We start from the raw sequence: 25,927 nt of genomic DNA, 5'->3' as shown, positions 1-25,927 counted from the left end.
TCCGCTTCGTCGGCGGCCAGTATCGCATACCAGTGGTAAGTAACCAGTCGAACCAAGATCGGGAGCGCTCTCACGCGTTCAAGCTGGGTATTGACGCGAGAAGTGGTCTATGCCACTTTCTACCTCACCTCAGCAGACCTGACCAATTGGTCACATCCCCCGGTGAGAGGTGAGTCGTGTCGCGCTCCGCCGCTCTGCTCGTCCTGGCGCTCACGTTGTCCGCCTGTGGCTCCACTGCTGAAGGGGGTGAGAAGCAGGAGATCACCGTGTGGCTCATGAAGGACACGGCCACGGACGACTTCGTGTCGAAGTTCGAGGCCGAGTTCGAACGCGAGCACGCGGGCCTCGACCTGAAGATCCAGATCCAGGAGTGGAACGGGATCACGCAGAAGGTGACCAGTGCGCTGGCCAGCACCGATCCGCCCGACGTGATCGAGGTCGGCAACACCCAGGTCGCGCAGTACGTGGCCAGCAAGGGCGTCACGGACCTGTCCGCCAAGAAGACCGAGCTTCAGGGTGACGACTGGATCCCAGGACTCGCGGAACCCGGAGCGGTGGACGGCAAGCAGTTCGGCATCCCGTTCTACGCCGCCAACCGGGTCGTGATCTACCGCAAGGACCTGTTCGAGGCCGCGCAGATCACGCCGCCGAAGACCCGCGAGGAATGGCTGGCTGCCACCAAGAAGCTCGACGAGGGCGACCAGCAGGGCATCTACCTGCCCGGCCAGAACTGGTACACGCTCTCGGGCTTCATCTGGGACGAGGGTGGCGACCTGGCCAAGCAGGACGGCACCTGGAAGGGCTCGCTCAACACGCCGGAAGCGTTGGCGGGCATGGACTTCTACAAGCAGCTGCAGGCGTTGGGCGACGGGCCGAAGGACTCCGACGAGGCCAAGCCGCAGCAGACCGACGTCGTGGCGGGCGGCAAGGTCGCGCAGTTCATCGCGGTCCCCGGCGCGGCGAAGCTCGTCACCAAGGCCAACCCGGCGCTCGAAGGCAAGATCGGTTTCTTCCCGACCCCCGGCAAGACCGCGAGCGAACCGGGAGCGGTGTTCACCGGCGGGTCCGACCTGATCGTCCCGCTGAGCTCGCAGCGCCAGGACGGTGCGTACGAGGTCGTGAAGGCGCTCGCCGGGGAGAAGTGGCAGGTCGAGCTGGCGAAGGCGATGAACTACGTGCCGAACCGCAAGGCACTCGCGAAGCAGCTCACCGGCGACCCCGGCACCGCGGCGATGGCGACCGGCGCCGCCAACGGGCACGCGACCCCGAACTCGCCGAACTGGGCGGCGGTCGAGGCGCGCAACCCGATCAAGGAGTTCCAGACCGCCGTCCTGACCGGCGCGGATCCGAGAACCGCCGCCGCGAAGGCCGATGAAGTGATCACCCAAGCGCTCAACTCCGGCAAATGACGCTCCTCGCGGAACGGCCGGTGCAGACACCTGCGCCGGCCCCTCCGAGACGCAGGAAACGACCGGTTCTGCCGTACCTGCTGATCGCGCCGACGCTCATCGCCACCGCGTACCTGCTGCTGTATCCGCTGGTGCGCAACGTGATCATCTCGCTGCAGGAGTTCGGACTGCCGCAGCTCGTCCGCGGCGACGCGAAGTTCATCGGCCTCGCGAACTACGCGCACGTCCTGGCCGATCCTGAGTTCTGGGGCGTGGTCAGGAGAACGCTGTGGTTCACCGCGATCAACGTCGTGCTGATCATGGTGCTGTCCACAGCGGTCGCACTGCTGCTCGTCAGGCTCAACAGGTGGCTCAGGCTGCTCGTGATGGGCGGACTGGTGCTGACGTGGGCGACGCCGATCATCGCCGCAACGACCGTGTTCCAGTGGCTCTTCCAGTCGAGGCTCGGCGTCGTGAACTGGGCACTCGTGTCGCTGGGATACGAGGAGTACCGCGACTACACGTGGTTCGCGGACGGCGAGGCCACGTTCGGGATCCTCGTGACGCTGATCGTCTGGCAGTCCATCCCGTTCGCCGCGTTGTCGCTGTACGCGGCGATGATCACCGTGCCGCAGGAGCTGTACGAGGCCGCGCGCATCGACGGCGCGAGCGCGTGGCGGACCTTCAGCACGATCACGTTTCCGATGCTGCGAGCCATGTTCGGCCTGATCACGTGCCTCGAAGTGATCTGGGTGGTCAAGGCGTTCGTGCAGATCTGGGTGATCAGCCAGGGCGGACCGGGCAGAGCGACGACGACGTTGCCGGTCTACGCGTTCCAGACAGCGCAGTCGTTGCAGCGCTACGACCTGGGCGCGGCCGTCTCGATGCTCATGGTCGTGCTGCTCGTGCTCGCACTGCTGGCGTACTTCCGCCAGCTCTACCGGCAGGAGCGGGAGGCATGAGAATCACCAAGAACACGTCGGCGCTCCTGGTCTTCGTGATCTCCGTGTTCCCGGTCTACTGGATGGTCCTCACGGCGTTCAAGCCCACGCGGGACATCCAGAGCGCCACACCGACGTTCCTCCCGGCGAGCATCACGTTCGAGCACTTCGGCACGGCGGTCGCGGCCAAGGGCTTCTTCTCGTTCTGGCGCAACAGCCTGCTCGTCGCGGGAGGGGCGGTCCTGCTCGCTTTGCTGGTCGCCCTGCTCGCGGCCTACGCGGTGGCACGGCTGCAGTGGAAAGGCCGCAGAGCGTTCGTGCTGATGGTGTTCATCGCGCAGATGACGCCGTGGGAAGCACTGCTGATCCCGATCTACGTGATCGCCAGGGACACCGGCATGCTCGACACCCTCTGGATGCTCACGCTGGTCTACTTCATGATCACGCTGCCGTTCACGATCGTGACGCTGCGCGGGTTCCTCGCCGCCATCCCCGTGGACCTCGAGGAAGCCGCGCAGGTCGACGGCTGCTCGCGCGGCCAGGCGTTCCGGAAGGTCGTGTTCCCGTTGCTGGCGCCGGGTCTGCTGGCGACCTCGCTGTTCGGGTTCATCACCGCGTGGAACGAGTTCGCCTTCGCCAACGTGCTGATCATCAAGGATCAGGACGACCGCACGCTGCCGGTCTGGCTCTCGTCGTTCAACAACACCTTCGGCACCGACTGGGGCGCCACGATGGCCGCCTCGACGCTGTTCATGGTGCCGGTGCTGCTGATCTTCGTCGTGCTCCAGGGCCGGGTGACCACCGGGATCGTCGGAGGGGCGGTGAAGGGATGATCGTCCCGCACCCGACCAGGATCGTCCGCCGCGGCAGGGGCTTCACGTTCGACTGCGGCACGAGCATCCGCGTCACGCCGGGCGCCGAGCAGGCAGCCAGATTGCTCCGCGCTGTCCTCCGGCCGGCCACCGGAATGCCGTTGCCCATCGCCGACTACGGCCAGATCGTGATCGCTCTCGACACCAAGCTCGTCGGACTCGGCCCGGAGGGTTATGCGCTGTCGGTCAACGAACACGGCGTCCTGCTCCGAGCCGGAACGTCGGCAGGCCTCGCGCACGGCGTGCAGACGATCCGCCAACTCCTGCCGGTCGAAGCACTCCGGGCCAGGAAAGTGTCCGATGTGGACTGGGTCTTGCCCGGTGTCGACATCCGGGACGTGCCCAGGCTGCCGTGGCGCGGGTTCATGCTCGACGTCGCCAGGCACTTCCAACCGGTCCACGTCGTACGCCGGTTCATCGACCTGATGGCGTTGCACAAGCTCAACGTCCTGCACCTGCACCTCACGGACGACCAGGGCTGGCGCATCCCGATCCCGAGCCACCCACTGCTGACCTCGGTCGGCAGCTGGCGAACCGAGACCAACGGCGACGGCGTCCCGCACGGTGGCTCCTACACCCGCGGCGAGTTGGAAGGCATGGTGGCGTACGCGGCCGACCGAGGGATCCGGATCATGCCGGAGATCGAGATGCCCGGCCACGCCCGTGCCGCGCTCGCCGCCTACCCGGACCTCGGCGTCGCACCGGAACCGCTGCCGGTCTGGACCCGCTGGGGCATCAGCGACGCGGCGTTCGGACTGCACGCGCTCGGGTTCGTCCGCGAGGTGCTGGCCGAGGTGCTGGAGATCTTCCCCGGCGAGCACGTCCACCTCGGTGGCGACGAGTGCCTGCTGCCCGAGGACGTCCACGGCCGGTTCCTCACGCAGGCAGCCAAGTACCTGCTCGACCGCGGCCGCATCCCCGCCGCCTGGGAACCGACCGGCGACCCGCGTTCGGTCGTCATGCCGTGGAAGGACGAAACCCAAGCCACGAAAGCGTTGGAGCTCGGCCAACCCGTGGTGATGACCCCACACACCAGCACTTATCTCGACTACCCGCAGTCGGACGCCGCGCACGAACCGCCCGGCCAGCCGGGATACGTCGTGACGAGCAAAGACGTCTACCACGTGCCACTGCCGGGCGGTGTGCTCGGAGCCCAGTGCCAGCTGTGGACCGAGCACATCCGCACCAGGGAACACCTGGAGTACATGGCGTTTCCACGTCTCGCCGCGCTGGCCGACACCCTCTGGTCCCCGCGCCCGGAGTGGGAGGGCTTCACCACCAGGATGCGCCTCCACTCCTCAAGGCTCGCCGAACTGTCCATCCCTGCCGAAGTGAGGAGAGAACCTTGCGAGCACTCATAGCTGTTTCCTGCGCGGCGCTCACCGTCGCCGCGCTGGCCGTGGCGCCCGCCGCCTTCGCGGCCGACGCGCTCACCGCCCAGTACCGGACCAGCGCGTCCGGTGCGACCACCGACCAGGTCGAACCGTGGTTCAAGCTGGTCAACTCGGGCACGACAACCGTGCCGCTGGCGGACGTGAAGATCCGCTACTACTTCCGCAGCGAGACCCCGGACGTCGGCTACCGCTTCGCCTGCTCGTGGGCGGTCCGCGGCTGCGCGAACGTCACGGGTCAGTTCGGAACGCTGACCGGCAACCCCGACCGGTACCTGGAGGTCGGCTTCACCTCAGGCGCCGGGAATCTCGCGCCGGGCCAGGACACCGGCGACCTGCAACTCCGGTTCTACCGGACGAACTGGGGCCCGATCACCCAGTCCGACGATTACTCGTTCCGCGCGGACAGCAGCTACTCGGCGTGGAACAAGATCGCCGTCTACCGCGGCAGCACGCTGCTGTGGGGCACGCCGCCCGGTGGCAGTCCGCCCACCACGACGACAACGACGTCGACCCCGCCGAACCCCAACGGCCCCAAGATGTTCGACGACTTCAGCTACACCAGCTCCAGCGACTCGCGGATCAGCCAGCGCGGCTGGACCGTGCGCGGCGGCGGTGGCGGCCCTGGTGTCCCCGGTGCCGAGTGGGATCCGTCGCGCGTGACGTTCCCGACCGTCGACGGCCAGAAGGTCCTGCGCCTCGACTCGTGGAACAACGGATCCGCCGCGAAGCAGACGGAGTTGTTCCACCAGAGGAAGTTCTTCGAGGGCACCTACGCGGCGCGCGTGAAGTTCAGCGACGCACCCGTTTTCGGCCCGGACGGCGACCACGTCGTGCAGACGTTCTTCACCATCACGCCGTTGAACGCGCCGATGGACCCGAACTACGGCGAGATCGACTTCGAGTACCTGCCCAACGGTGGCTGGGGTGAGCCGGCCAACATCATGTACGAGACCACCTGGGAGACCTACCAGAACGAGCCCTGGGTCGCCGACAACATCCACAACGAGCAGCGGCAGAGCTACTCGGGCTGGCACGACCTGGTCTTCCAGGTCGGCGGTGGCCGGGTGAAGTACTACATCGACGGGGCGCTCGTCGCCGACCACGGCGACAAGTACTACCCGGAGACGCCGATGTCGATCAACTTCAACCTGTGGTTCATCTCGGGCGGACTGCAGGGCAGCAGCGCCGAGCGGGCCTACCAGCAGGAGGTCGACTACGTGTACTTCGCCAAGGACCAGGTGCTGAGCCCGGCCCAGGTGAAGACGGCGGTGCAGGACTACCGCACCGCCGGGGTGGAGCACGTCGACAACGTTTAGAGCAGTTTCTCCAGTGTGATCGGCAGATCGCGAACCCGGACACCAGTCGCGTGGTGGACGGCGTTCGCGATCGCGCCGGCCACGCCCACGATGCCGAGCTCACCGATGCCCTTCGCACCGAGCCCGCTGATCACCGTGTCCGGGCGGTCGAGGAAGCGGACGTCGATCTTCGGGATGTCGGCGTGCACCGGCACGAGGTAGCTCGCCAGGTTGGCGTTGGTGAAGCGGGCGCTGGCGTCGACCTCGGTGGCCTCCAGCAACGCCTGGCCGATGCCCATCACGACGGCGCCCTGGATCTGGCTGCGGGCGGCCTTGGCGTTGACGATCGTGCCCGCGTCGCACACGGACAACCACCGCGTCACGCGTGGTTCTCCAGTCAGCCGGTGGACCTTCACCTCGCAGAAGTGCGCGCCGAAACAGCGGAAGCCGTGCTCCGGGTCGACGAGCCGCGGTGACGTGCCGACCGCTTCGACGCCACCGACGTCGCACGTGGTGAGCAGCGTGCCGAAGCTCATCGTCAGGCCGCCGGACGACACGCTGCCGTCGCGGTAGGTGACTTCCTTGCCGTAGAAGGGAGAACGCGGGTTGGTGGTCGCGAGCGTGATCAGTTCGGTCTGCACTGCCTTGGCCGCGACCTGCACGGCCGGGCCGTTGGTGGACGTCGAGCCTGATCCGCCGGCGTTGGCGGCAGCGGGGGAGGTGGAGTCGCCGAGTTCCGCGCGGATCTTCGACACCGGGATGCCGAGCGCGTCCGCCGCCAGGATCGCGAACACCGTGTACTGGCCGGTGCCCAGGTCGGCGGCGGTGCCGGAGACGGACGCGGTGCCGTCCGGGTAGAGCCGGACCTTGATGGACGCCTGACCGCGGGAGGCCTGGTAGGTCGCGGTGGCCATGCCGGTGCCGACGAGCCAGTCGCCGTCGACGGTCGCGCGGGTCTTCGCAGGCCGCTTCGACCAGCCGAACGCTTCGGCGCCGATCCGGTAGCACTCGTCGAGGTGCTTGGCGGACCACGGTTTGCCGGTGTTGGGCACGAAGGTCGCGTAGTTGCGCAGCCGCATCTCGACCGGGTCGATGCCGAGCTGCTCGGCGATCTCGTCCATCGCGCTCTCCAACGCGAACGAGCCGTTGGCCTCGCCGGGCGCGCGCATCACCGTCGCCGCGCCGAGGTTGAGCGGCACGATCGTCTTGGTGACGCGGATGTTCGGGCTCGCGTACGTCGTGAGCGTCCAGTTCGCGACGGACTCGGACCAGTTGCCGCCCAGGCCGCGACTGGTCACGCCGTCGTTGACGATCGACGTCAGCTTGCCGTCGGGCGTGCACGTCATCTGCAGGGTCTGCTTGGTCTTCGGGCGGTGTCCGGCCATCAGGAACACCTGTTCACGGGTCAGCACCGCCTTGACGGGCCTGCCCAACGCTCGCGACGCGGCGCACGCGAGTGGGACCTGCGCCCAGTTGCCCCACTTGCCGCCGAACCCGCCGCCGACGTGCGGGCTGAGCACGTGGATCTTGGCCGCGTCGATGCCCAGCGTCTCGGACAGCCTGCGCTGCACCAGAAGCGCGCCCTGCGACACCGAGTAGACCGTCAGGTGGTCGCCGTTCCACGTAGCGACGGTCGCGTGCGGTTCCATCGCGCAGTGATGCTGGAAAGGGGTCGTGTAGGTCTGGGTGAACGTGATGTCGCCCAAGGTCTGGATGCCCTTGACCTCTTCGACTTCCTCGAACTTCTGCAGCGTCAGGCCGGGGAACTCGGTGACCGGGGGTTGCTGCTGGTAGGTCGCGGTGATCAGGCCGGCCGCGTCCCGGGCCTGTTCGAACGTCTCGGCGACGACGAACCCGACCGCCTGGCCGAAGAACCGCACCTCCTTGTCCTGCAACGGAGGGAAGCGCTCGTCGTTCTGCTCCTGCACGTACGCGAAGAGCTTGAGCGGGTTGAACGGCGTGTACACGGCCAGCACGCCGGGGGAGGCCAGCGCCGCGCTCGTGTCCATCGAGGTGACCTGCCCGCGGCCGATCGTGCTGGTCACGAGGTAGCCGTAGGTGACGCCGGGGATCTTGGTGTCGGCCGCGTACGGTGTCGCGCCGGTGACCTTGATGCGACCGTCGACCCGGTCCACGTCCCGCCCGATCATCGCACACCCGCCGCGTCGAGCAGGGCGCGGACGATCGTGCGCTTGAGCAGGCTGGGCTTGAACGCGTTGTGCGGCAGCGGCCTGGCACCGTCCACAGCAGACTCGGCGGCGTCGGCGAACGTGCGTTCCATCGCCACGCTGCCCTTCAGCGCCTCTTCGACGTTGCGCAGTCGCCACGGTTTCGTGCCCACGCCGCCCGCGGCGAGCCGGACGTCCTGGACAACACCGCGTTTGAGGCTGACCGCCGCCGCGACGGACGTGAGCGCGAACTCGTACGACTGCCGGTCGCGGATCTTCAGGTACGTGCTGTTCCGCGCCCACGGCAGCGTTGGCACGACCACTTCGGCGATCAACTCGCCCGGCCCGAGCACGTTCTCGCGTTCCGGTGTGTTGCCGGGAAGGCGGTAGAAGTCCTCCAGCGGCACCGTCCGGTCGCCGTCCTTGCTCCGCAGCACGACCTGGGCCTCCAGCGCGACGAACGCGACCGCGACGTCGCTGGCGTGGGTCGCGACGCACGAGTCGCTGGTGCCGAGAATCGCGTGGCCGCGGTTGATCCCGGTCAACGCGGAACAGCCGCTGCCCGGCAGGCGCTTGTTGCACGCCGACGTGACGTCGCGGAAGTAGTCGCATCGGGTGCGCTGCATCAGGTTTCCGCCGATGCTCGCCATGTTCCGCAGTTGGCCGGAGGCGCTGAGCAGCAACGTGCGGGAGATCATGGGGTGGGTGGCGGTCACGACCGGGTGCGCGGCCACGTCGCTCATCCGTTCCAGCGCGCCGATCCTCAAGGCACCTGCGTGAAGCCGGATTCCCTTGAGCGGCAGGCCGTTGACGTCGATCACCCGGTCCGGCGTCATGACGTCGAGCTTCATCAGGTCGACCAGCGTGGTGCCACCGGCCAGGAACGCGGAGCCGGGTTTCGCGAGCTTCAACGCGTCGGTGACGGTCGACGGTGAGGCGTAGTCGAAGGCGTGCATCAGCGGTCACCAGCCTTGGCCTGCTTGATCGCGTCCAGGATGTTCGGGTAGGCGCCGCAGCGGCAGATGTTGCCGGACATGGCTTCCCGGATCTGGTCGTCCGTCCTGAGGTCTCTTTCTTCGACCACTTTGACCGCCGACATGATCTGGCCGGACGTGCAGAACCCGCACTGGAAGCCGTCGTGGTCGATGAACGCCCGCTGCACCGGATGCAGGTCGTCGCCGTCCGCGATGCCCTCGATCGTGGTGACTTCCTTGCCCTGCACGGTCGCCGCCAGCGTCAGGCACGACAGCACGCGCCGGTCGTCGACGTGGACCGTGCACGCACCGCACTGGCCGCGGTCGCAGCCCTTCTTGGTGCCGGTGAGCTGCAGCCGTTCCCGCAGCGCGTCGAGCAACGTGACGCGGGGGTCGATGCTGACCTTCTTCAGCTCACCGTTGACCTTGAAAGCGACCTGGACGAGGCCTGGTTCCGTCGCTTCGGCCGCCGCGATCGCCTCCACGGCGGGTGACGCCATCGCCACTCCGGCCGAGACCGCCGCCGCCTGACCGAAGAACTGCCGTCTGCTGGTTGTCATGTGACCCCCTGTGCTCGGGGCCACACAAGCAGTATCGATCCGATGGGTCAATGCGCCAACGTGCCGAACCTGATCGGTAACCGCTTTCCCGGTACAGATAGATCCGATGTATCACGGCGTTTTGTCCGGTTCGCGGTGCCATGTCTTTTCACCCGGCTGAAAGGGGTGACCTGTGCCAGGATGACGCGGCGGTCGGAGGTGGTCGTGACACCGGCGAACTGGCAGGACGCCTACACCGCGTTCAGCGGCCGGGACCTGGACGCGGCGGACCTGGAGCTGTTCGCGCGCACCGCCTACATGCTCGGTCGCGACGACGAGTACGTGAGAGCCCTGGAACAGGCCCATCAGGCCCACCTGCGTGCTGGCGCGCCGATGCGGGCGCTGCGGTGCGCGTTCTGGGTCGGGCACAGCTTGTTGTTCCACGGGCAGATGGCACCCGCCTTGGGCTGGTTCGCCCGTGCGCGGCGGTTGCTCGAACGCGAACGGGGCGACGTGGCCGAACGCGGCTACGTGCTGATCGCGGACATGCTGGACCACCTGATCGGCGGCGAGGCCGAAGCGGCCGGCCTGGTCGCCGCCGAGATCGTCGAGGTGGGGGAGCGCTTCGGCGACGACGACCTCGTCGCCATGGGGATGATGGAACAGGGGCACTCGCTCGTCCGGCTGGGGCGCGCGCGGGACGGCCTGCGGTTGATCGACGAGACCATGGTCGCCGTGACCACGGGCGAGCTCTCGCCGATCGTCGCCGGGATCGTGTACTGCAACACGATCTCCTTCTGCCGCGAGGTCTACCAGCTGCGCAGGGTGAGGGAGTGGACGGCCGCGCTGACGCGGTGGTGCGCGCAGCAGCAGGAGATGGTGGCGCACAAGGGCGTCTGCCTGGTGCACCGCGCGGAGATCATGACGCTGGGCGGGGCGTGGGACGACGCGCTCGCCGAGCTCGGCCGGGTGACCGAGGAACTGACCCGCGGTGCCCTGAACGAGCGGGCGTGCGGAGACGCCGCCTACCGCGCGGGTGAGGTGCACCGCCTGCGCGGGGAGTTCGCGCTCGCCGAGGAGGCGTATCGCCGGGCCAGCGCGCTGGGTCGCGAACCGCAACCCGGCCACGCACTTCTCCGGTTGGCGCAAGGGAAACCGGATGCCGCGGCCGCCATGATCCGCCGGGTCGTGGCGGAGACGTCCCGAGGGCTGCCGCGGGTCGCGCTGTTGCCGGCCTACGTCGAGATCATGCTGGCGACCGACCTGGACGCGGCCGCCGGTGCGTGCCGGGAGCTCGACGAGATCGCCCGGCAGCAGGAGAACGAGGCCATCGACGCGATGTCCTCGCACGCTTTCGCGGCGCTGGCGTTGGCGTCGGGAGACCCGCAGCTGGCGCTGACCGAGGCACGCCGGGCCTGGCACGGCTGGCAGCGGATCGAGGCGCCGTACGAAGCCGCCCGCAGCCGTGCTCTGATCGCGCGGGCGTGCGGCCTGCTGGGCGACGACGACTCGTCCGCGCTGGAGCTGCGGGCGGCGCTGGAGACGTTCACGTCGCTGGGGGCACGACCGGACGTCGCGGCTCTCACGCCACCCGACCGGCACGGTCTCAGCGGACGGGAGATCGAGGTGCTCCGCCTGGTCGCGACGGGACAGAGCAACCGCGACATCGCGGGGACGCTGTTCCTCAGCGAGCACACGGTGGCCCGGCACCTGCAGAACATCTTCGTGAAGCTCGGTGTCTCCTCGCGGACGGCCGCGAGCGCGTTCGCCCACGAACACCACCTCGCCTGAGGCTCGTGGTCAATTCTGGTGATCCGGTCGTCGTCCGGGTTGGTCAGTCCTCGTGAAGCGACGCCGTGACCTGTCTCCCTAGCGTCGTGTTCATCGGTTCGACACGAGGAGGCACGCCATGTACGTCATCGTCCACCACCACATCAAGAACCCCGAGAACGCCTTCGCGCGCGGCCAGCAGCTGATCTCGGGTGACGGCGCTCCCACCGGCGTCAAGGTGCTCCAGTTCTACCCGGCTCAGGACCTGAGCACGGTGACCTGCCTGTGGGAGTCGGACTCCCTCGCCGCGGTCCAGGGCTGGGTCGACTCGGTGCTCGGCGACGCGAGCGAGAACCGCAGCTACGCCGTGGACGCGGACCGGGCGTTCGCGGAGCGGCCACTCGGTCTCGCGTCCGCCCCGGCGCTCACCGCGTGATCTCAGGTACCGGTGACGGTCGTGCAGCTGACCTTCTGGCCGGGCGCGGCCGTCGCGGTCGCCAGCTCCTTCACCCCGTCGAGCAGGATGCGGCACTTCAGCGCCTGACCGGCGTTCGGGGTCGCGGTGATCTCGGCCTTCTCGCCGGCGTTGATGACCACCTCGGAGGTGAACGGGGCGGGCGCCGACTTGGTGACGACGACCGGGGAGGCCTTCTTGTAGCGGTCGGGGTTCTCGGTGTACTCGATCTGCACGGGGGTGGCGGCGGCGGGTTCCGTCGTCACCTCGTAGGTGATCGCCCAGGCCTTGCCGACCAGCGTGTTCCAGCCGCCGTAGTGGTTCACCAGCGCGACGGTTCCTCCGCCGAGCACCACCAGCACGCCGAGCACGACCGCGAGAGTCTTCATAGGACAGACGGTATTGGGCCCGGCGTGCCCCTGCATCGTTCGGGGGAGTGACCGCGAGGTCATCCCGCAGGCTGACCTACTTCAGCAGCAGGCGGACCGTCAGTTCGAGCCGGTTCGCGACGTCCGTGGCCGTGGCGCGGCGGGTGACCCAGGCGACCAGGTTGGACAGCCACACGTCGCCGATCACGCGGGCGATGGCCTTCTGCTCGTCGGTCGGCTCGTCGGCGCTCATCGCGCGGGTGAACATGCTCTCCATCAGCCACGAGACTCTGTCGATCTCGGCGCCCGCGGAGGCGTCGGCGAAGGTGAACGCGCGCGTCATCGCCTCGGTGAGGTGCGGGTTGCGCTGCAGGCCCCTGGTGATGCGGCCGAGGACGAAGAGCACGCGCTCGTACGGGCTGTCGCCGGGGACCGTGGTGCGGTCCATCTTCTCCTGCGCGCGTTCGAGCTCGACCGCGAGGCTCGACACGAGCAGGTGGACCTTCGAGGGGAAGTAGCGGTACAACGTGCCCAGCGCGACGTCCGCCCTGTCCGCCACCGCGCGCATCTGGACGGCGTCGAACCCGCCCTTGGACGCCAGCGCGATGGTCGCGTCGACGATCCGCTTGCGCCGCTCGCGCTGGGCCGCGGAGCTGAGCTCCTCGCCCGCCATGAGTGCGTCGGTGCGCGCCTTCGAAGGTGACACGGAGATGATCCTCCTGAAACGTGTTGCAGCAGCCCCTTCATCGTACTCGATCGTATTCCGGCCCATGATCTGTTGCCCGAATTAGAACACGTTCTATAAACTCCTTCACGTATGGAGGAGGCCGCATGCCGATCGCCACGACCGGGGAACAACGAGCGTTGCGCGACAGCGTGGACGCGGCCAAGGGCGAGTGGGCTGACCTCGTCCGGGTCGGGTTCTTCGAGGTGACGCGGGAGGGCGGCACCGTCGCCGATCTCGCGGTGATGCTGGAACGGGCTGCGGAGAACCTGGTGCCGGGGCCGCTGCTGCCCACGGCGCTGGTGTCCGTGCTGGTGCCCGAGTTCGACGGGATTGCCGGGTTCGGATTTTCGTCTCAGCACGTGGTCGGTGCTGCCGAGGCGACGCATCTGCTGGTGCGAACGGACTCCTGGCGGCTCGTGCCCGCCTCGCGGGTGACCGCGCTGGACTCGGTGGACCTGTCGCGGTCGCTGGGGTCGGTGCAGGTTGACGAGCCTGGCGTCGAAGTGGCCGATCCGACTGATCTGGCCGTGACGCTGATGGCCGCCGAGGCGAGCGGGGTGGCGGCGTGGTGCCTGAACACGGCGGTCTCGTATGCGCGGCAACGGCAGCAGTTCGGGCGCGCGATCGGGTCGTTCCAGGCCGTGAAGCACCTGTGCGTGGAGATGCTGTGCCGGTCTGAGCAGGCTTCTTCGGTGGCGTGGGACGCCGCTGTCTCGTTCGGAGAGGACGAACATCCGCTGGCGGCCGCGGTGGCGGGCGCTGTCGCTTTGGACGCTGCCGTGCGGAACGCCAAGGACTGCATCCAGGTGCTCGGCGGGATCGGGTTCACCTGGGAGCACGACGCTCACCGCTATCTGCGCAGGGCTTTGGCGTTGCAGCAGCTCGCGGGCGGGGTCGGTCGGTGGCGTCGGCGGGTTGCCGAACTGGCGTCGCAGGGCATGCGCCGGTCGCATTCCGTGGAGATCTCCAGTGATCCCGAGGTTCGGGCGTTCGCTGCGGAGCTCGCCTCATTGGATGCCGTTGGCCAGCGGGAACGCCTGGCGGACAGCGGATATCTCGTGCCGCACTGGCCTCGACCGTACGGGTTGGACGCGTCGCCTGTTCAGCAGCTCGTGATCGACGACGAGTTCGCGCGGGCCGGCGTGCGCAGGCCGGATCTGATCATCGGCGGCTGGGCCGGGCCGACGATCCTCCGCCACGGAACGCCTGAGCAGCAGGAACGGTTCGTGTGGCCGACTCTGCGGGGTTCGCTGACGTGGTGCCAGCTCTTCAGTGAGCCCGAGGCCGGGTCGGACCTGGCGTCGTTGCGCACCAAGGCAGTCCGGGCCGACGGCGGGTGGCGGCTGACCGGGCAGAAGGTGTGGACGTCGCTCGCGCACGAGGCCGACTGGGCGATCTGCCTGGCCCGCACGGACACCTCGGTGCCGAAGCACAAGGGCATCACGTACTTCCTGGTCGACATGCGGTCGCCCGGTGTCGACGTGCGGGCGTTGCGGGAGATCACCGGCGACGCGCGGTTCAACGAGGTGTTCCTCGACGACGTGTTCGTACCTGATGACTGCGTGGTCGGCGAGGTCAACGACGGCTGGCGCCTTGCCCGCACCACGCTCGCCAACGAGCGGGTCGCGATGGGGTCGTCGCTCGGCGAGACGCTAGAACGTGTTCTGCAGCAACCATCAGCGGCTGACCATGCTGAGCGACTCGGCGAGCTGGTGGCGCAGGGAATCGCGGTGTCGGTGCTGGACCACCGCGCGAGTCTGCGGGTGTTGAGCGGGCAGGAACCGGGCGCGGAGTCCAGTGTGCGCAAGCTGGTCGGGGTGCGGCAGCGGCAGGACGTCGCGGAGTTCGCGGTCGATCTGCTCGGTCCTGACGGCGCGGTGCACGGGCCGGAGATCTACGAGTTCCTGCTCACGCGGTGTCTGAGCATCGCGGGCGGGACGACGCAGGTGCTGATGAACCTGGCAGGCGAACGGATTCTCGGTCTACCGAGGGAGCCTTGATGGACTTCAGTCTCGACGAGACCCAGCAGGAGATCGCCCGGCTGGCGGCCGACGTGCTGGGCAAGGAGAGCGACACGCCCTGGAAAGCCTTGGGAGAGGCGGGGTTGCTGTCCCTCGCCGTTCCGGAACGGCTCGGTGGCGATGGTCTCGGCGTCCTGGAGACGGCCGCGGTGCTGACCGAGGTCGGGCGGCGGGCGGTGGACGTACCGGCGCTGGCGACTCTTGCGTTGGGAGTGCTGCCGATCGCGCGGTACGGGACTCCTCAGCAGCAGGAAGAGCTCTTGCCGCTGGTGACGGAACAGCACGCGGTGTTCACGGCGGCGCTGAGCGAGCCGTCGTCGCCGCTGCCCGCGGAACCGGGAACCACCGCGCGCCGGGAGGGTGCCGGGGTGGTGGTGTCGGGGGTGAAGATCAACGTGCCGCATGCCGCAGCGGCGCAACGGATCCTGGTGTCGGCGACGCTGGAGGGCGTGCCGGTCGTGGTGGTGGTCGACCCGGCGGGAGAGGGTGTGTCCACATCGGACCACCGGGTGGAGTTCGACTGCGCCGCGGGGGAGGTGCTGGGCGAGCCGCACGCCGGTGACACGGCCTCGGGAGAACTGCCCGCCCGCGACGCGGCACTGGGCATCCGCCGATTCGCCCTGGCCGGTGCCTGCGCCGTCGCCGATGGAGTCCTGGCCGGAGCTTTGGACCTCACCGTGAAGCACGTGGGCACCCGCCACCAGTTCGGCAAGCCGCTCTCCACGTTCCAAGCCGCCGCGTGCCAGGTCGCGGACGTCTACATCGCGTCCCGCACGCTCCATCTGGCGACCCTCACCGCCTGCTGGAACCTCGACGACACCGACCTCGACACGGCGGCGTACTGGCTGGCGGCTGAGGCGTTGCCGGCCGTCCACACCTGCCACCACCTGCACGGCGGGCTCGGGCTCGACATCACGTATCCGATGCACCGCTACTACGGCATGGCCAAGGAGCTGACGCGGTTCGTCGGCGGAGTGGAGCACCGCTTGGGGGCCATCGATGTTCATTGATCTCACCGCCGACCAGCTCAGGCTGCGGGACGAGCTGCGCGAGTACTTCGCGAACCTCATGTCCGACCAGGAGCGGGAGGCGATGCTCACCGAACGGCACGGCGCGACCTACCGCGAGCTCGTGCGCAGGCTCGGGCGGGACGGCAGGCTGGGCGTCGGCTGGCCCGTCGAGTTCGGTGGTCTCGGCTTCGGGCCGGTCGAGCAGCAGATCTTCGTCAACGAGGCGGCGCGGGCGGACGTGCCGCTGCCGTACGTGACGCTGCAGACCGTCGGGCCGACGCTCCAGGCGTTCGGGACGCAGGAGCAGAAGGACTTCTTCCTGCCGCGGATCCTGAGCGGCGACCTGCACTTCGCCATCGGCTACACCGAGCCGGACGCGGGCACGGACCTGGCCGCGTTGCGCACCAAGGCTGTTCGCGATGGTGATGAGTACGTCGTCAACGGGCAGAAGACGTTCACGACCGGCGGCCACGACGCGGACTACGTGTGGCTGGCGTGTCGCACCGGGGCGACGGACTCGCGGCACAAGGGCATCACGATCCTCATCGTCGACACTCGCGACCCCGGCTACTCGTGGACGCCGATCATCACGTGCGACGGTGCGCACCACGTCAACGCCACCTACTACAACGACGTGCGCGTGCCGGTCAGCATGCGGGTCGGCGAGGAGAACAAGGGCTGGCGCCTGATCACCACCCAGCTCAACCACGAACGCGTGATGCTCGGCCCGTCCGGCAGGCTCGGCGCGTTGATCTCACGGGTGCACGACTGGGCCGCTGAACGCGAGCTGTTGGGGGAGCCGGACGTGCGGCGGGCGTTCGCCGAGGCGCGTGCGGTGCACCGGGTCAACGAGCTGCTGAACTGGCAGGTCGCTTCCGGCGAGGTCGAGGTCGCGGATGCCAGCGCCACCAAGGTGTTCGCCGCGGACCGCACGCAGCGCGTCGGCCGGCTGATGGAGGAGCTCGTCGGACGGCACGGCGCTCCCGCGGAACTCGTCCGGTGGCTGGACGTGCAGGCACGGCGCAACCTCGTGCTGACCTTCGGAGGCGGAGTGCAGGAGATCCAACGCGAGCTGATCACGAGCATCGGCCTCGGACTACCACGGGTGGTGCGATGATCGACATCGAGAAGGAAGCCGCCCGCATCGCGGAGAAGGGCGAGTGCGCACCACGGCTCGCGCGTGACCCGGTCAACCTGCCGATGATCAACAACTGGCTGGAGGCCATCGGCGACGAGCACCCCGGCTACACCGAGGTCGCGCCGCCCGCGATGGTCCAGGTGTGGACGATGGCCGGGCTGCACGGCCAGCGCACGCTCGACGACCCGCTCGGCGCGATGATGAAGATCCTCGACGAGGCCGGGTACACGTCGGTCGTCGCGACCAACAGCGACCAGACCTATCACCGGTATTTGCGCGTGGGTGAGCACCTGTCGGTGACGACGTCGCTGGAGGACGTGACCGGGCCCAAGAAGACCGGGCTGGGGGAGGGCTGGTTCGTCACCACCAGGAGTACGTGGTGGGTGGGCGACGAGGCGGTCGCGGAGATGCGCTTCCGGGTGTTGAAGTTCAGGCCCGCCGCAAAACCCGACACCACACCAGAAGCCTCTGCCCCTGCGACCCAACCCGCCACCCAGCCGCAACTTCCTCAACCACAAGCGATTCGTCCCGCCGTCAACCGCGACACTCAATACTTCTGGGACGGCTGCCGTGAGGGCGAGCTGCGCATCCAGCGGTGCGGTCAGTGCGGCCTGCTCCGGCACCCGCCCGGCCCGATGTGCCCGGAATGCGGTGCCACCAAACCGAAGTACCTCCTTTCGGACGGCCGCGGCGTGGTCTACAGCTACGTCGTGCACCACCACCCGCAGGTGCCGGGCAAGCAGACACCGTTCGTCATCGCCCTGATCGAGCTGGACGAGGGCGTGCGCATGCTGGGTGAGCTGCACGGCGAGCCGAGCATCGGGCTGCCGGTCGAGGTCGTGTTCACGAAGGTCGACGACGAACTGACGATGCCGAGCTGGAGGCCCCGTGCGGACCGGTGATTCGCTGCCAGAGTGGCACGTCGAGGCCACGCCGACGTTCGTGATCAGCACCGCGCTGGCCACCCGTGACTTCCAGGACGTGCACCACGACCGCGACCTGGCGATCCAGCGCGGCTCGAAGGACATCTTCATCAACATCCTCACGACGACCGGGCTGGTGCAGCGGTACGTGACGGACTGGGCGGGCCCGGAAGCGTTGGTGCGTCAGGTGAACATCCGGCTCGGCGCGCCCTGCTACGCCTACGACACGTTGAAGTTCTTCGGCCAGGTCATCGAGAAAGAAGACCAGGGCCTGACCATCGAGGTCGTCGGCAGGACGGATCACGGCGACCACGTCACCGGCATCGTGAAGATCGAGGTACCGGCATGAGCGCCGCGATCGTGGGCATCGGCGCGACCGACTTCTCCAAGGACTCGGGCCGCAGCGAACTGCAGCTGGCCGCGGAGGCGGTGAAAGCGGCGATCGAGGACGCCGGCCTGCAACCATCCGATGTGGACGGACTGGTCAGTTTCACCATGGACACCAACGCCGAGATCGCGGTCGCGCGCGAACTCGGGATCCCGGAGCTGACGTTCTTCAGCCGCGTCCACTACGGCGGCGGGGCGGCGTGTGCGACGGTCCAGCAGGCCGCGATGGCCGTCGAGACCGGCGCGGCGAAGGTCGTCGTCTGCTACCGGGCGTTCAACGAACGTTCCGGCCACCGGTTCGGTCAGGTGCAGACCGCGGCCGCCGTGAACATCGACAACAGCTGGTCGTACCCGATGGGGCTGGGTACACCGGCGGCGATGGTCGCGATGTTCGCCCGCCGCTACATGCACGAGTACGGCGCGACGTCCGAGGACTTCGGCCGGATCGCTGTGATCGACCGCAAGCACGCCGCCACGAACCCGCACGCGTGGTTCCACAACCGGCCGATCACCCTCGAAGACCACCAGAACTCCCGCTGGATCGCCGAACCCCTGCACCTCCTCGACTGCTGCCAGGAAACCGACGGCGGAGTCGCGCTGGTCGTCACGTCAGCGGAGCGGGCGCGCGACCTGCCGAACAAGCCCGCGCATATCAAGGCGGCGACGCAGGGCAGCAGCGTCGACCAGTTCACGATGACCAGCTACTACCGCGACGACCTGACCCGGTTGCCCGAGATGGGTGTGGTGGCGCGAGGTCTGTGGGAGAAGTCGGGCATCGGTCCGTCCGATGTGGACGTCGCGGTGCTCTACGACCACTTCACGCCGTTCGTGCTGGTCCAGCTGGAAGAGCTCGGCTTCTGCAAGAGAGGCGAGGCCAAGGACTTCATCAAGACGGGCGCACTCGAAATGGACGGCGCGCTGCCGCTCAACCCGCACGGCGGCCAGCTCGGCGAGGCCTACCTGCACGGCATGAACGGCATCGCCGAAGGGGTGCGGCAGGTGAGGGGTACGGCGGCGAACCAGGTTGACGGTGTGGAGCACGTGCTGGTCACCGCGGGAACAGGGGTGCCGACGAGTGGCTTGGTGCTGGGCGCTACAGCAGCTTCATGAGGGCGTCGGCCGAGGAGCTGCCGGGTTCAGCCTGGTAGACGATGATCACCTGGTCCTCGGCTCCGGCGATGGTGAGGGACTGGCGACGCAGGGTCAGCAGGCCCGCGTCGGGATGGTTGAACCGCTTGGTCTCGTCCCGGGTCGGGCGGACGTCGTGCCTGGCCCACAACGACCGGAACTCGTCGTGCGGCAGCAGTTCGGTCACGAGCGGGTCGCGCGGATCGGCGGTCGCCCGCAGGGCCGCGACGGTCTGCGCGGCGATGTCCGGCCAGTCCGGGAACAGCGTGCGGGCGGCGGGGTCGAGGAACACGTCCCGCACCAGGTTGCGACCGGGGTGGTACAGCGGGGCGAGCACCATGGCCGCTTTGTTGGCCATCAGCACGTCGAAACGGCCGTCGCGGACGTAGGCAGGAGTGCTGCCCCACGAGTCGAGCAGGTGCTGCACCGCCGTGGTCGCCTCGCGGGGTGGCGGCGGCGCGGCATCAGTGGCAGGCGAGGACGGCGATGCGGCGAGGGCGTGCAAGTGAGCCGTCGCGTCAGCGTCGAGGCGCAAAGCCGTCGCCAGCGCGTCCACGACCTGAGCCGACGGGTTCCGGTCGACCCCCTGCTCCAGCCGCGTCAGGTACTGGACCGAGACGCCAGCCAACAGAGCGAGCTCATCCCGGCGCAGTCCGGGCACCCGGCGCCGCCCGAACGCCGGAAGCCCCACCTCATCAGGCCGCACGCGGGCCCGCCGCGCCTGGAGGAACTCGCCGAGAACGTTGTCACGTGTCATCGACCGCGAGGGTATCCCTGACGGGGTGCTGGCTGCCGCATCAGCGCGACGGCAGGGTCAGTCCCATGAAGACATGGTTCATCACCGGAGCATCACGCGGCTTCGGACGCACCTGGACGACAGCGGCACTCGCACGCGGTGACCGGGTCGCCGCCACCGCACGCAAGCCCGAAGCCCTCGAAGACCTGGCCGACACCTATGGCGACCGGATCCTCCCGATCGCACTCGACGTGACCAACCGTGCTCAGGTCTTCACCGCGGTCGAGAAAGCAGCAGAAGCGTTCGGCGGCCTGGACGTCGTCGTCAACAACGCCGGTTACGGCCTCTTCGGCATGATCGAGGAGACGACCGAGGAACAGGCCAGGGCGCAGATCGAGACCAACCTGTTCGGCGCGCTCTGGGTAACGCAGGCAGCGCTGCCGATCATGCGTGACCAGGGCAGCGGGCACCTCCTCCAGGTTTCCAGCATCGGCGGCATCGCGGCCTTCCCGACGCTCGGCCTCTACAACGCCTCCAAGTGGGCGCTCGAAGGGATGAGCGAAGCCCTGGCGCAGGAGGTCGGCCCGCTCGGCATCAAGGTCACGATCGTCGAGCCGGGCCCGTACGGCACCGACTGGGCAGGGGAGTCGGCGGCGCGCACCACCCCGATCACGGCCTACGAACCGATCCGGGAAGCCCGCCGCGCCGGCGCCACTGCCCGTGCAGCGCAAGATCCTCGAGCCACCGCGGACATCGTCCTGAGCCTGGTCGACCTGCCGGAACCGCCGTTGCGGCTGTTCCTCGGCGGCTACCCGTACCCGGTCGCCGAGCGGGTCTACCAGGAGCGGCTCGCGACCTGGCAACAGTGGCGCGAGCTCAGCACGTCGTGAGCTCGGCGTCGGCGAGGACAGGACGGTCCCCGGCGAACGTCGTCAGCACCAGCCGCGACCCGTCCCGCCAGACCCGCGTCGTCAACGTCTCGCCGGGGAACACCACCCCGGCGAACTTGGCGCCGAACGACCGCACCTGCGACGGCCCGTCCAGCACCGCGTCGATCACCGCCTTGCACACCACGCCGTACGTGCACAGCCCGTGCAGGATCGGCTGGTCGAACCCGGCCAGCCGCGCGAACTCCGGGTCGGCGTGCAACGGGTTCCGGTCGCCACAAAGCCGGTACAGGTAGGCCTGCTGCGGCAGAGTCGGGGTCTCGATCACGAAGTCCGGTTCGCGTTCAGGCACCTCGACCTTGCCCGACGGCCCGCGCTCCCCGCCGAACCCGCCCTCGCCACGAGCGAAGATGCTGGACCTGGTCGTGTACAAAGCCGTTCCGTCCGGAGCCACCGCCGTCGACTCCTGCACGATCACCGCGGCCTTGCCCTTGTCCCACACGTCGGCGATCCGGGTGCGCAGCACGGCCTCACCGGACGCCGGCAGTGCGGTGTGGACGGTGATCTCCTGCGTGCCGTGCAGAACGCGGGCCAGGTCGATGTCGACGCCGGGGAACGACACGGCGGGCGGCGCGGTCTCGTGGAACCGGGGCGCGACGACACCGAACGTCGGCAGCACCTCAAGGCCCTGTTCGTAGACGTATCGGAGTTCGGTGGCCCCCAGCGCCAGGTGGTAGAGCAGCACGTCCGAGTGCGTCCACGAGAACTTGATCTCGGGCAGCTCCGCCCCCACCGCCACAGCCGGATCGATCGGCATGAAAGCCCCTCACTCGTAGGTGATCTTCACCGTGTCGGTGACCGGAACCGACTGGCACGCCAGCACGATGCCGTCGGCGATGTCCTCGGAGTCGAGCACGTCGTTGTTGAGCATCTTGACCTCGCCCTCGACCAGCCGGCACGCGCACGCGCTGCACGCACCCTCGCGGCACGAGTAGGGCGCGTCGAGTCCCTTCTCCAGCAACAGGTCGAGCAGCTTCTGCCGCGCGGGCCACGGAAACCTGTGGTCGACACCGTCCAAAGAGACCTCGACCACGGCGTCGGGACGGTCGTCGGCGATGGGCTCAACGGAGGAAAACGGATCGCTGGACAAGGACACGAACTTCTCGATGTGCACGACGGAAGTATCGCTGAGCGCCTTCCGGGCGGCTTCCATGAAGGGCCCCGGCCCGCACACGAAGGCCTCGTCGCACTCCCGCACGAACGCCCGCAAGGCCCCCAAGTGCGGCAACCCCTGCACCGACTCCAACCAGTGGACGACAGTCAGCCGATCGGGATGTGCCCGCGACAACGCGTCCAGCTCGCGGGCGAAGATCACCGAGCCCTCGTCCCGGTTGGCGTAGAAGAGGAACACCCGGCCGGACCCTTGGGTCAACACGGACCTGATGATCGACATGACCGGCGTGATCCCGCTGCCCGCCGCGAACGCCAGCAGCGAGCCGTCCAGCGACTTGGGCGTGAACACTCCAGCCGGTGCCAGCACGTCGAGCTCGCACCCGACGCTGAGCTGCGAGCACATCCAGACCGAGCCGTACCCGTCCGGCGTGCGCTTGACCGTGATCTTCAACGGCTCACCCGGCGCGCTGGACAGGGAGTAGCAGCGCGCCACGTCACCCGCTCGCACGGTCAGGAACTGGCCTGGCTTCACCGAGAACGAGACCCCGGACAGCACGAACGAACGCGAGTCCGCTGTTTCCTCGATCACCGCGTCGACTCGCAGCCGGTGCACCTCAGCCATCCGCGACCTCCAGCGTCCCGTCCCGCACGGCCTTCTCGATGCTGTCCCGCAACCGCAGGCACGTCCTCATGAACGCCGACCGCGGCCCGCACAGCTCGGGACAGGTGCTGGTGTCCGACAACCACTGCACGGACGTGTGCTGTGGGCTGTTCTTCTTCACCAGCACCCGGTTCCCGCAGTCGCAACCCACGGGAACCATGCCACCGACGAGGAACTCATCGCGCTCGCTCATGACTGCTGACGAGCCAGGTTCTCGGCGACTTCCTTCTCCCACACCTCGACCGCGCGGCTGGTGTCGACCTCGAACTCGAAGCGCCGCACCATGTCGTCGGTGACGTCCTCCACGTCGACGTAGAACTGCTCGTACCACCGCCGCAGCTGGTAGACCGGCCCGTCCTCCTCGCACAGCAACGGGTTGTCGATCCGCGTCTTGTTCTGCCAGATCTCCACGTCCTGCAGGAACCCGACGCCGATGCCGCGCGCGAACTTGTGCGCGATCTTGTCGGCGTGCTCGTCGGACACACCCGGCAGCTTCTTCACGATCGCGCCCCACTGCAACCGGAACGACGTCGGCGAGATCGGGTAGTGGCAGTTGATCAGCACGGTCTCGATCTCGATGCCCTTGTAGTCGTTCCACAGGTAGTCGATCATGTACGACGGCCCGTAGTACGAGGCTTCGGAACGAACTTCCACGTCACCGGTGTAGTTCGAGCCCATCGCGACGTCCGGCCGTCCGCGCGTGGTCAGGTACTGCGAGGCGACGTGGCCCTCCATCACGTTCTTGAAGTAGGTCGGGAACGCGAAGTGGATGTAGAAGAAGTGGGCCATGTCGACGACGTTGTCGATGATCTCGCGGCAGTTCGCGTTGTCGATCACGACCGAGTCCCACGTCCAGTTGCTCCACTCGTCGGAGAACGCGGCGTCGATGCGCGGGATCGTGACGTGCTCGGGCGGCGGGTTGCCCTGCGGGTCGTTCCACACGAAGAGCTGCTTGTTCTCCTCCAGCGTGATCCACGACCGGGTGCGTGCTCGCAACGGAACCCGCTTGGCGTAAGGGATCTCGACGCACTTGCCGTTCCCGCCCCAGCGCCAGTCGTGGAACGGGCAGGCGATGGCGTTGCCCTTGACCGTGCCCTGGGTGAGGTCGCCGCCCATGTGCCGGCAGTACCCGTCGAGCACGTTGAGCTTGCCGTCCTCCGTCGCGAACACCACGAGCTTGGTGCCGAACGCCTCCACGGCGTGGGGTTTGCCGTCCCGGAAGTCGGAGGCGAGGCCGAGGCAGTGCCAGCCGCGCGCGAACCGAGCGGGAGGCGCGCCGGTGTCGATCGTCCGCACAGCGTCCTGCGTCATCGCATTCCTCCAGTGATGTCGAGAGCGGCGAGATAACCGAACGTCATCGCCGGTCCGAGAGTGGCGCCCGCGCCCGCGTAGGTGTGTCCCATCACGGATGCCATGGTGTTGCCCGCCGCGTACAGGCCGTCGATCACGGAACCGTCCTCGCGCAGCACGCGAGCGCGGGTGTCGGTTTTGAGGCCGCCCTTGGTGCCGAGGTCGCCGGGCACGATCTTGACCGCGTAGAACGGGCCGGTGGTCAGCGGTGCGAGGTTGGGGTTGGGGTGGTTGCGCGGATCGCCGTAGTAGCGGTCGTACGCGCTGTCACCGCGGTGGAAGTCGGTGTCTTTGCCCTCGACGGCCAGGGTGTTGAACCGGCGGACCGTGTCGACGAGGGCGGGCAGGTCTGCTTGCTGGGCGAGTTCCTCCAGAGAACCGGCCGTGAGCACAGAGTCTTTCCAGCGCCGGGGCAACGGCCTGCGCGGCGGGATTCCGCAGAACGGGTACCGGCTGCGGTAGGCGTGGTCGAACACCAGCCACGTCTTGCCGTTCATCGCCTTGACCACGTCGATGTAGGGCGCTGCCTCGTTGACGAACCGCTGCCCGGTGCTGTTGACCAGCACACATCCGGGCAGCGAGCGTTCGGCGAGCAGGAAGAACGGGCCGCGCGGCAACGGAACCGAAGGGCCCCACCAGGCTTCGTCCATCAGGCCGACGGCCGCGCCGGCACGGACTCCGGCTTCGATGCCGTCGCCGGTGTTGGCCTTCGCGCCGACCGTCCACTCCGTACCGATGTCCTGGTGCTGTTTGCGCAGCTGTTCGTTGTGCTCGAACCCGCCGGCCGCGAGCACGACGTGCTTCGCCAGGATCAGCTTCTCGCCGACGAGGATTCCGGCGATCCGGCCGTTCTCGTAGTGCAGGTCGGTCATCGCGGTGTCGAGCCGGACCTCGACGTTCAGCGACTTCAAACCCGCCCGCAGGCCTGCTGCCAGCGCCTGGCCCATCGTGAGTCGCCGGCCCGGCAGGAAGCGGCGGGCGAAGACCTTCACTGCGGTGAGCAGCCCGCGCGGATGCCTGCCGATCAGCGTCAGCCACTTGTAGTCGGACTGGGTGATCACAATGCCGGCCGGAGTCGGCACGTACGGCGGTTCGAGGTCCTTGATCTCCTCGCCGAGCAGCTTCGTGTTGAACGGCAGCGGCTCGACCGAACGCCCGCGCGGCTGTCCGCCGGGCGCTTCGGGGTAGTAGTCGGCGTAGTCGCGGACCCAGCGGAACTTCAGCGGGGTGTGCGCGACGACGAACGCGATCATGGCGGGTCCGGCGTCCAGGAACGCCTCCCGCAGGTCGGCGGGCACGTCCCCGGCGATGTGCTCCAGGTAGGTGGCGGCCTGCTCGGGCGAGTCGGGTCGTCCGGCCGCGGCGACGACGTGGTTGTTCGGCACCCAGATGCCGCCGCCCGACCGCGCGGTCGAGCCGCCGAAGTGGGCGGCCTTCTCGACGACGAGGGTGCGCAGGCCGTGCTGAGCGGTGCAGAGGGCGGCTGTCATGCCTGCCGCGCCGCTGCCGACGACGATCACGTCGTACATCGCACCTCCCCGGTGACTCAGACTAGAACAGGTTATAGTTCTGGGGCGGTTTGGCGCTATGGTGTAGGAGTTCCAGGCAGGTCGACTCGCTGAG

Annotated in this window: 25 protein-coding genes; 14 read left to right on the top strand and 11 right to left on the bottom strand. The window is 68.3% G+C overall.

Annotated elements, in window-relative coordinates:
- The first annotated feature begins 176 nt into the window (after positions 1–176).
- Genes AB0M24_RS05555 through AB0M24_RS05535 form a run of 5 tightly spaced genes read left to right on the top strand, consistent with a single transcriptional unit; the run spans position 177 to position 5,911 of the window.
- Positions 177–1,409 (top strand): extracellular solute-binding protein, encoded by a 1,233-nt coding sequence (locus AB0M24_RS05555; protein ID WP_363761377.1) that lies wholly within the window; start codon positions 177–179, stop codon positions 1,407–1,409.
- A complete protein-coding gene (locus tag AB0M24_RS05550; protein ID WP_363761375.1) occupies positions 1,406–2,350 on the top strand; it encodes a sugar ABC transporter permease in 945 nt (314 codons plus the stop codon). The genes AB0M24_RS05555 and AB0M24_RS05550 overlap by 4 nt, the downstream gene beginning before the upstream one ends.
- Complete coding sequence (locus AB0M24_RS05545; RefSeq protein WP_363761373.1) at positions 2,347–3,162, top strand: carbohydrate ABC transporter permease; 816 nt, start codon at positions 2,347–2,349, stop codon at positions 3,160–3,162. Before AB0M24_RS05550 ends, AB0M24_RS05545 begins: the two co-directional genes overlap by 4 nt.
- Positions 3,159–4,562 (top strand): beta-N-acetylhexosaminidase, encoded by a 1,404-nt coding sequence (locus AB0M24_RS05540; protein WP_363761371.1) that lies wholly within the window; start codon positions 3,159–3,161, stop codon positions 4,560–4,562. The genes AB0M24_RS05545 and AB0M24_RS05540 overlap by 4 nt, the downstream gene beginning before the upstream one ends.
- A complete protein-coding gene (locus AB0M24_RS05535) occupies positions 4,547–5,911 on the top strand; it encodes a cellulose binding domain-containing protein (protein ID WP_363761369.1) in 1,365 nt (454 codons plus the stop codon). The genes AB0M24_RS05540 and AB0M24_RS05535 overlap by 16 nt, the downstream gene beginning before the upstream one ends.
- On the opposite strand, the gene AB0M24_RS05530 is transcribed toward AB0M24_RS05535, so the two are convergent.
- From AB0M24_RS05530 to AB0M24_RS05520, 3 genes are read right to left on the bottom strand one after another with little or no spacing between them, the layout of a single operon-like run.
- Positions 5,908–8,040 carry a xanthine dehydrogenase family protein molybdopterin-binding subunit gene (locus AB0M24_RS05530; RefSeq protein WP_363761367.1) on the bottom strand — a complete coding sequence of 711 codons (2,133 nt, stop codon included), beginning with the start codon at positions 8,038–8,040 and terminating at the stop codon, positions 5,908–5,910. The two genes, AB0M24_RS05535 and AB0M24_RS05530, sit on opposite strands and share 4 nt — an antisense overlap.
- Entirely contained in the window at positions 8,037–9,014 is a 978-nt protein-coding gene (locus tag AB0M24_RS05525; protein ID WP_363761365.1) for a xanthine dehydrogenase family protein subunit M, read from the bottom strand. Before AB0M24_RS05525 ends, AB0M24_RS05530 begins: the two co-directional genes overlap by 4 nt.
- Entirely contained in the window at positions 9,014–9,532 is a 519-nt protein-coding gene (locus AB0M24_RS05520; protein WP_363761585.1) for a (2Fe-2S)-binding protein, read from the bottom strand. Before AB0M24_RS05520 ends, AB0M24_RS05525 begins: the two co-directional genes overlap by 1 nt.
- A gap of 240 nt (positions 9,533–9,772) precedes the next feature.
- Here AB0M24_RS05520 and AB0M24_RS05515 point away from each other — a divergent pair, with 240 nt between their 5' ends.
- On the top strand, positions 9,773–11,362 hold the full coding sequence (locus tag AB0M24_RS05515) for a LuxR C-terminal-related transcriptional regulator (protein WP_363761363.1): 1,590 nt from the start codon (positions 9,773–9,775) through the stop codon (positions 11,360–11,362).
- 118 nt (positions 11,363–11,480) lie between these two features.
- Complete coding sequence (locus AB0M24_RS05510; protein ID WP_363761361.1) at positions 11,481–11,777, top strand: hypothetical protein; 297 nt, start codon at positions 11,481–11,483, stop codon at positions 11,775–11,777.
- Between the two features lie 2 nt (positions 11,778–11,779).
- Here AB0M24_RS05510 and AB0M24_RS05505 read toward each other — a convergent pair whose 3' ends face one another.
- Positions 11,780–12,184, bottom strand: a complete 405-nt coding sequence (locus tag AB0M24_RS05505; RefSeq protein ID WP_363761359.1) for a hypothetical protein — start codon at positions 12,182–12,184, stop codon at positions 11,780–11,782.
- Between the two features lie 76 nt (positions 12,185–12,260).
- Positions 12,261–12,836, bottom strand: coding sequence for a cholesterol catabolism transcriptional regulator KstR (gene kstR / locus AB0M24_RS05500; protein WP_363761584.1), 576 nt, complete (start codon positions 12,834–12,836; stop codon positions 12,261–12,263).
- A gap of 158 nt (positions 12,837–12,994) precedes the next feature.
- Here kstR and AB0M24_RS05495 point away from each other — a divergent pair, with 158 nt between their 5' ends.
- From AB0M24_RS05495 to AB0M24_RS05470, 6 genes are read left to right on the top strand one after another with little or no spacing between them, the layout of a single operon-like run.
- A complete protein-coding gene (locus AB0M24_RS05495) occupies positions 12,995–14,890 on the top strand; it encodes an acyl-CoA dehydrogenase family protein (RefSeq protein WP_363761357.1) in 1,896 nt (631 codons plus the stop codon).
- The gene (locus AB0M24_RS05490; protein ID WP_363761354.1) at positions 14,890–15,921 is read left to right on the top strand and encodes an acyl-CoA dehydrogenase family protein; all 1,032 of its coding nucleotides are present in this window, start codon (positions 14,890–14,892) and stop codon (positions 15,919–15,921) included. The genes AB0M24_RS05495 and AB0M24_RS05490 overlap by 1 nt, the downstream gene beginning before the upstream one ends.
- A complete protein-coding gene (locus tag AB0M24_RS05485) occupies positions 15,911–17,038 on the top strand; it encodes an acyl-CoA dehydrogenase family protein (RefSeq protein ID WP_363761352.1) in 1,128 nt (375 codons plus the stop codon). The genes AB0M24_RS05490 and AB0M24_RS05485 overlap by 11 nt, the downstream gene beginning before the upstream one ends.
- Positions 17,038–17,961, top strand: a complete 924-nt coding sequence (locus AB0M24_RS05480; protein ID WP_363761582.1) for a bifunctional MaoC family dehydratase N-terminal/OB-fold nucleic acid binding domain-containing protein — start codon at positions 17,038–17,040, stop codon at positions 17,959–17,961. Before AB0M24_RS05485 ends, AB0M24_RS05480 begins: the two co-directional genes overlap by 1 nt.
- Positions 17,948–18,331: a MaoC family dehydratase gene (locus AB0M24_RS05475; protein ID WP_363761350.1), complete on the top strand. Its 384-nt coding sequence runs from the start codon at positions 17,948–17,950 to the stop codon at positions 18,329–18,331. Before AB0M24_RS05480 ends, AB0M24_RS05475 begins: the two co-directional genes overlap by 14 nt.
- The gene (locus AB0M24_RS05470; protein ID WP_363761348.1) at positions 18,328–19,479 is read left to right on the top strand and encodes a lipid-transfer protein; all 1,152 of its coding nucleotides are present in this window, start codon (positions 18,328–18,330) and stop codon (positions 19,477–19,479) included. The genes AB0M24_RS05475 and AB0M24_RS05470 overlap by 4 nt, the downstream gene beginning before the upstream one ends.
- On the opposite strand, the gene AB0M24_RS05465 is transcribed toward AB0M24_RS05470, so the two are convergent.
- The gene (locus tag AB0M24_RS05465; protein ID WP_363761346.1) at positions 19,463–20,254 is read right to left on the bottom strand and encodes a helix-turn-helix transcriptional regulator; all 792 of its coding nucleotides are present in this window, start codon (positions 20,252–20,254) and stop codon (positions 19,463–19,465) included. The genes AB0M24_RS05470 and AB0M24_RS05465 overlap by 17 nt on opposite strands.
- Positions 20,255–20,319: 65 nt before the next feature.
- Here AB0M24_RS05465 and AB0M24_RS05460 point away from each other — a divergent pair, with 65 nt between their 5' ends.
- Positions 20,320–21,123, top strand: a complete 804-nt coding sequence (locus AB0M24_RS05460; RefSeq protein ID WP_363761344.1) for an SDR family oxidoreductase — start codon at positions 20,320–20,322, stop codon at positions 21,121–21,123.
- Here AB0M24_RS05460 and AB0M24_RS05455 read toward each other — a convergent pair.
- Genes AB0M24_RS05455 through AB0M24_RS05435 form a run of 5 tightly spaced genes read right to left on the bottom strand, consistent with a single transcriptional unit; the run spans position 21,110 to position 25,833 of the window.
- On the bottom strand, positions 21,110–21,937 hold the full coding sequence (locus AB0M24_RS05455; protein ID WP_363761342.1) for a MaoC/PaaZ C-terminal domain-containing protein: 828 nt from the start codon (positions 21,935–21,937) through the stop codon (positions 21,110–21,112). The genes AB0M24_RS05460 and AB0M24_RS05455 overlap by 14 nt on opposite strands.
- 9 nt (positions 21,938–21,946) lie before the next feature.
- The gene (locus tag AB0M24_RS05450; RefSeq protein WP_363761340.1) at positions 21,947–22,915 is read right to left on the bottom strand and encodes a ferredoxin--NADP reductase; all 969 of its coding nucleotides are present in this window, start codon (positions 22,913–22,915) and stop codon (positions 21,947–21,949) included.
- The gene (locus tag AB0M24_RS05445) at positions 22,908–23,147 is read right to left on the bottom strand and encodes a hypothetical protein (protein ID WP_363761338.1); all 240 of its coding nucleotides are present in this window, start codon (positions 23,145–23,147) and stop codon (positions 22,908–22,910) included. The genes AB0M24_RS05450 and AB0M24_RS05445 overlap by 8 nt, the downstream gene beginning before the upstream one ends.
- Complete coding sequence (locus AB0M24_RS05440; RefSeq protein ID WP_363761336.1) at positions 23,144–24,265, bottom strand: Rieske 2Fe-2S domain-containing protein; 1,122 nt, start codon at positions 24,263–24,265, stop codon at positions 23,144–23,146. The genes AB0M24_RS05445 and AB0M24_RS05440 overlap by 4 nt, the downstream gene beginning before the upstream one ends.
- Complete coding sequence (locus tag AB0M24_RS05435) at positions 24,262–25,833, bottom strand: FAD-dependent oxidoreductase (RefSeq protein ID WP_363761334.1); 1,572 nt, start codon at positions 25,831–25,833, stop codon at positions 24,262–24,264. Before AB0M24_RS05435 ends, AB0M24_RS05440 begins: the two co-directional genes overlap by 4 nt.
- Positions 25,834–25,927: the final 94 nt, after the last annotated feature.

Source organism: Lentzea sp. NPDC051838 (assembly GCF_040681245.1).
In the GTDB taxonomy this organism is placed as follows: Bacteria; Actinomycetota; Actinomycetes; order Mycobacteriales; family Pseudonocardiaceae; genus Lentzea.
The sequence above is the reverse complement of the archived record's forward strand: the minus strand, read 5'-3'. Positions and strand labels throughout refer to the sequence as shown.

Coding starts and splice junctions, on each gene's coding strand:
- AB0M24_RS05550 (WP_363761375.1), top strand. CDS start 1,406: ATGACGCTCCTCGCGGAACGGCCGGTGCAGACACCTGCGCCGGCCCCT.
- AB0M24_RS05545 (WP_363761373.1), top strand. CDS start 2,347: ATGAGAATCACCAAGAACACGTCGGCGCTCCTGGTCTTCGTGATCTCC.
- AB0M24_RS05540 (WP_363761371.1), top strand. CDS start 3,159: ATGATCGTCCCGCACCCGACCAGGATCGTCCGCCGCGGCAGGGGCTTC.
- AB0M24_RS05530 (WP_363761367.1), bottom strand. CDS start 8,040: ATGATCGGGCGGGACGTGGACCGGGTCGACGGTCGCATCAAGGTCACC.
- AB0M24_RS05525 (WP_363761365.1), bottom strand. CDS start 9,014: ATGCACGCCTTCGACTACGCCTCACCGTCGACCGTCACCGACGCGTTG.
- AB0M24_RS05520 (WP_363761585.1), bottom strand. CDS start 9,532: ATGGCGTCACCCGCCGTGGAGGCGATCGCGGCGGCCGAAGCGACGGAA.
- AB0M24_RS05515 (WP_363761363.1), top strand. CDS start 9,773: ATGACGCGGCGGTCGGAGGTGGTCGTGACACCGGCGAACTGGCAGGAC.
- AB0M24_RS05510 (WP_363761361.1), top strand. CDS start 11,481: ATGTACGTCATCGTCCACCACCACATCAAGAACCCCGAGAACGCCTTC.
- AB0M24_RS05505 (WP_363761359.1), bottom strand. CDS start 12,184: ATGAAGACTCTCGCGGTCGTGCTCGGCGTGCTGGTGGTGCTCGGCGGA.
- kstR (WP_363761584.1), bottom strand. CDS start 12,836: ATGGCGGGCGAGGAGCTCAGCTCCGCGGCCCAGCGCGAGCGGCGCAAG.
- AB0M24_RS05495 (WP_363761357.1), top strand. CDS start 12,995: ATGCCGATCGCCACGACCGGGGAACAACGAGCGTTGCGCGACAGCGTG.
- AB0M24_RS05490 (WP_363761354.1), top strand. CDS start 14,890: ATGGACTTCAGTCTCGACGAGACCCAGCAGGAGATCGCCCGGCTGGCG.
- AB0M24_RS05485 (WP_363761352.1), top strand. CDS start 15,911: ATGTTCATTGATCTCACCGCCGACCAGCTCAGGCTGCGGGACGAGCTG.
- AB0M24_RS05470 (WP_363761348.1), top strand. CDS start 18,328: ATGAGCGCCGCGATCGTGGGCATCGGCGCGACCGACTTCTCCAAGGAC.
- AB0M24_RS05465 (WP_363761346.1), bottom strand. CDS start 20,254: ATGACACGTGACAACGTTCTCGGCGAGTTCCTCCAGGCGCGGCGGGCC.
- AB0M24_RS05460 (WP_363761344.1), top strand. CDS start 20,320: ATGAAGACATGGTTCATCACCGGAGCATCACGCGGCTTCGGACGCACC.
- AB0M24_RS05455 (WP_363761342.1), bottom strand. CDS start 21,937: ATGCCGATCGATCCGGCTGTGGCGGTGGGGGCGGAGCTGCCCGAGATC.
- AB0M24_RS05450 (WP_363761340.1), bottom strand. CDS start 22,915: ATGGCTGAGGTGCACCGGCTGCGAGTCGACGCGGTGATCGAGGAAACA.
- AB0M24_RS05445 (WP_363761338.1), bottom strand. CDS start 23,147: ATGAGCGAGCGCGATGAGTTCCTCGTCGGTGGCATGGTTCCCGTGGGT.
- AB0M24_RS05440 (WP_363761336.1), bottom strand. CDS start 24,265: ATGACGCAGGACGCTGTGCGGACGATCGACACCGGCGCGCCTCCCGCT.
- AB0M24_RS05435 (WP_363761334.1), bottom strand. CDS start 25,833: ATGTACGACGTGATCGTCGTCGGCAGCGGCGCGGCAGGCATGACAGCC.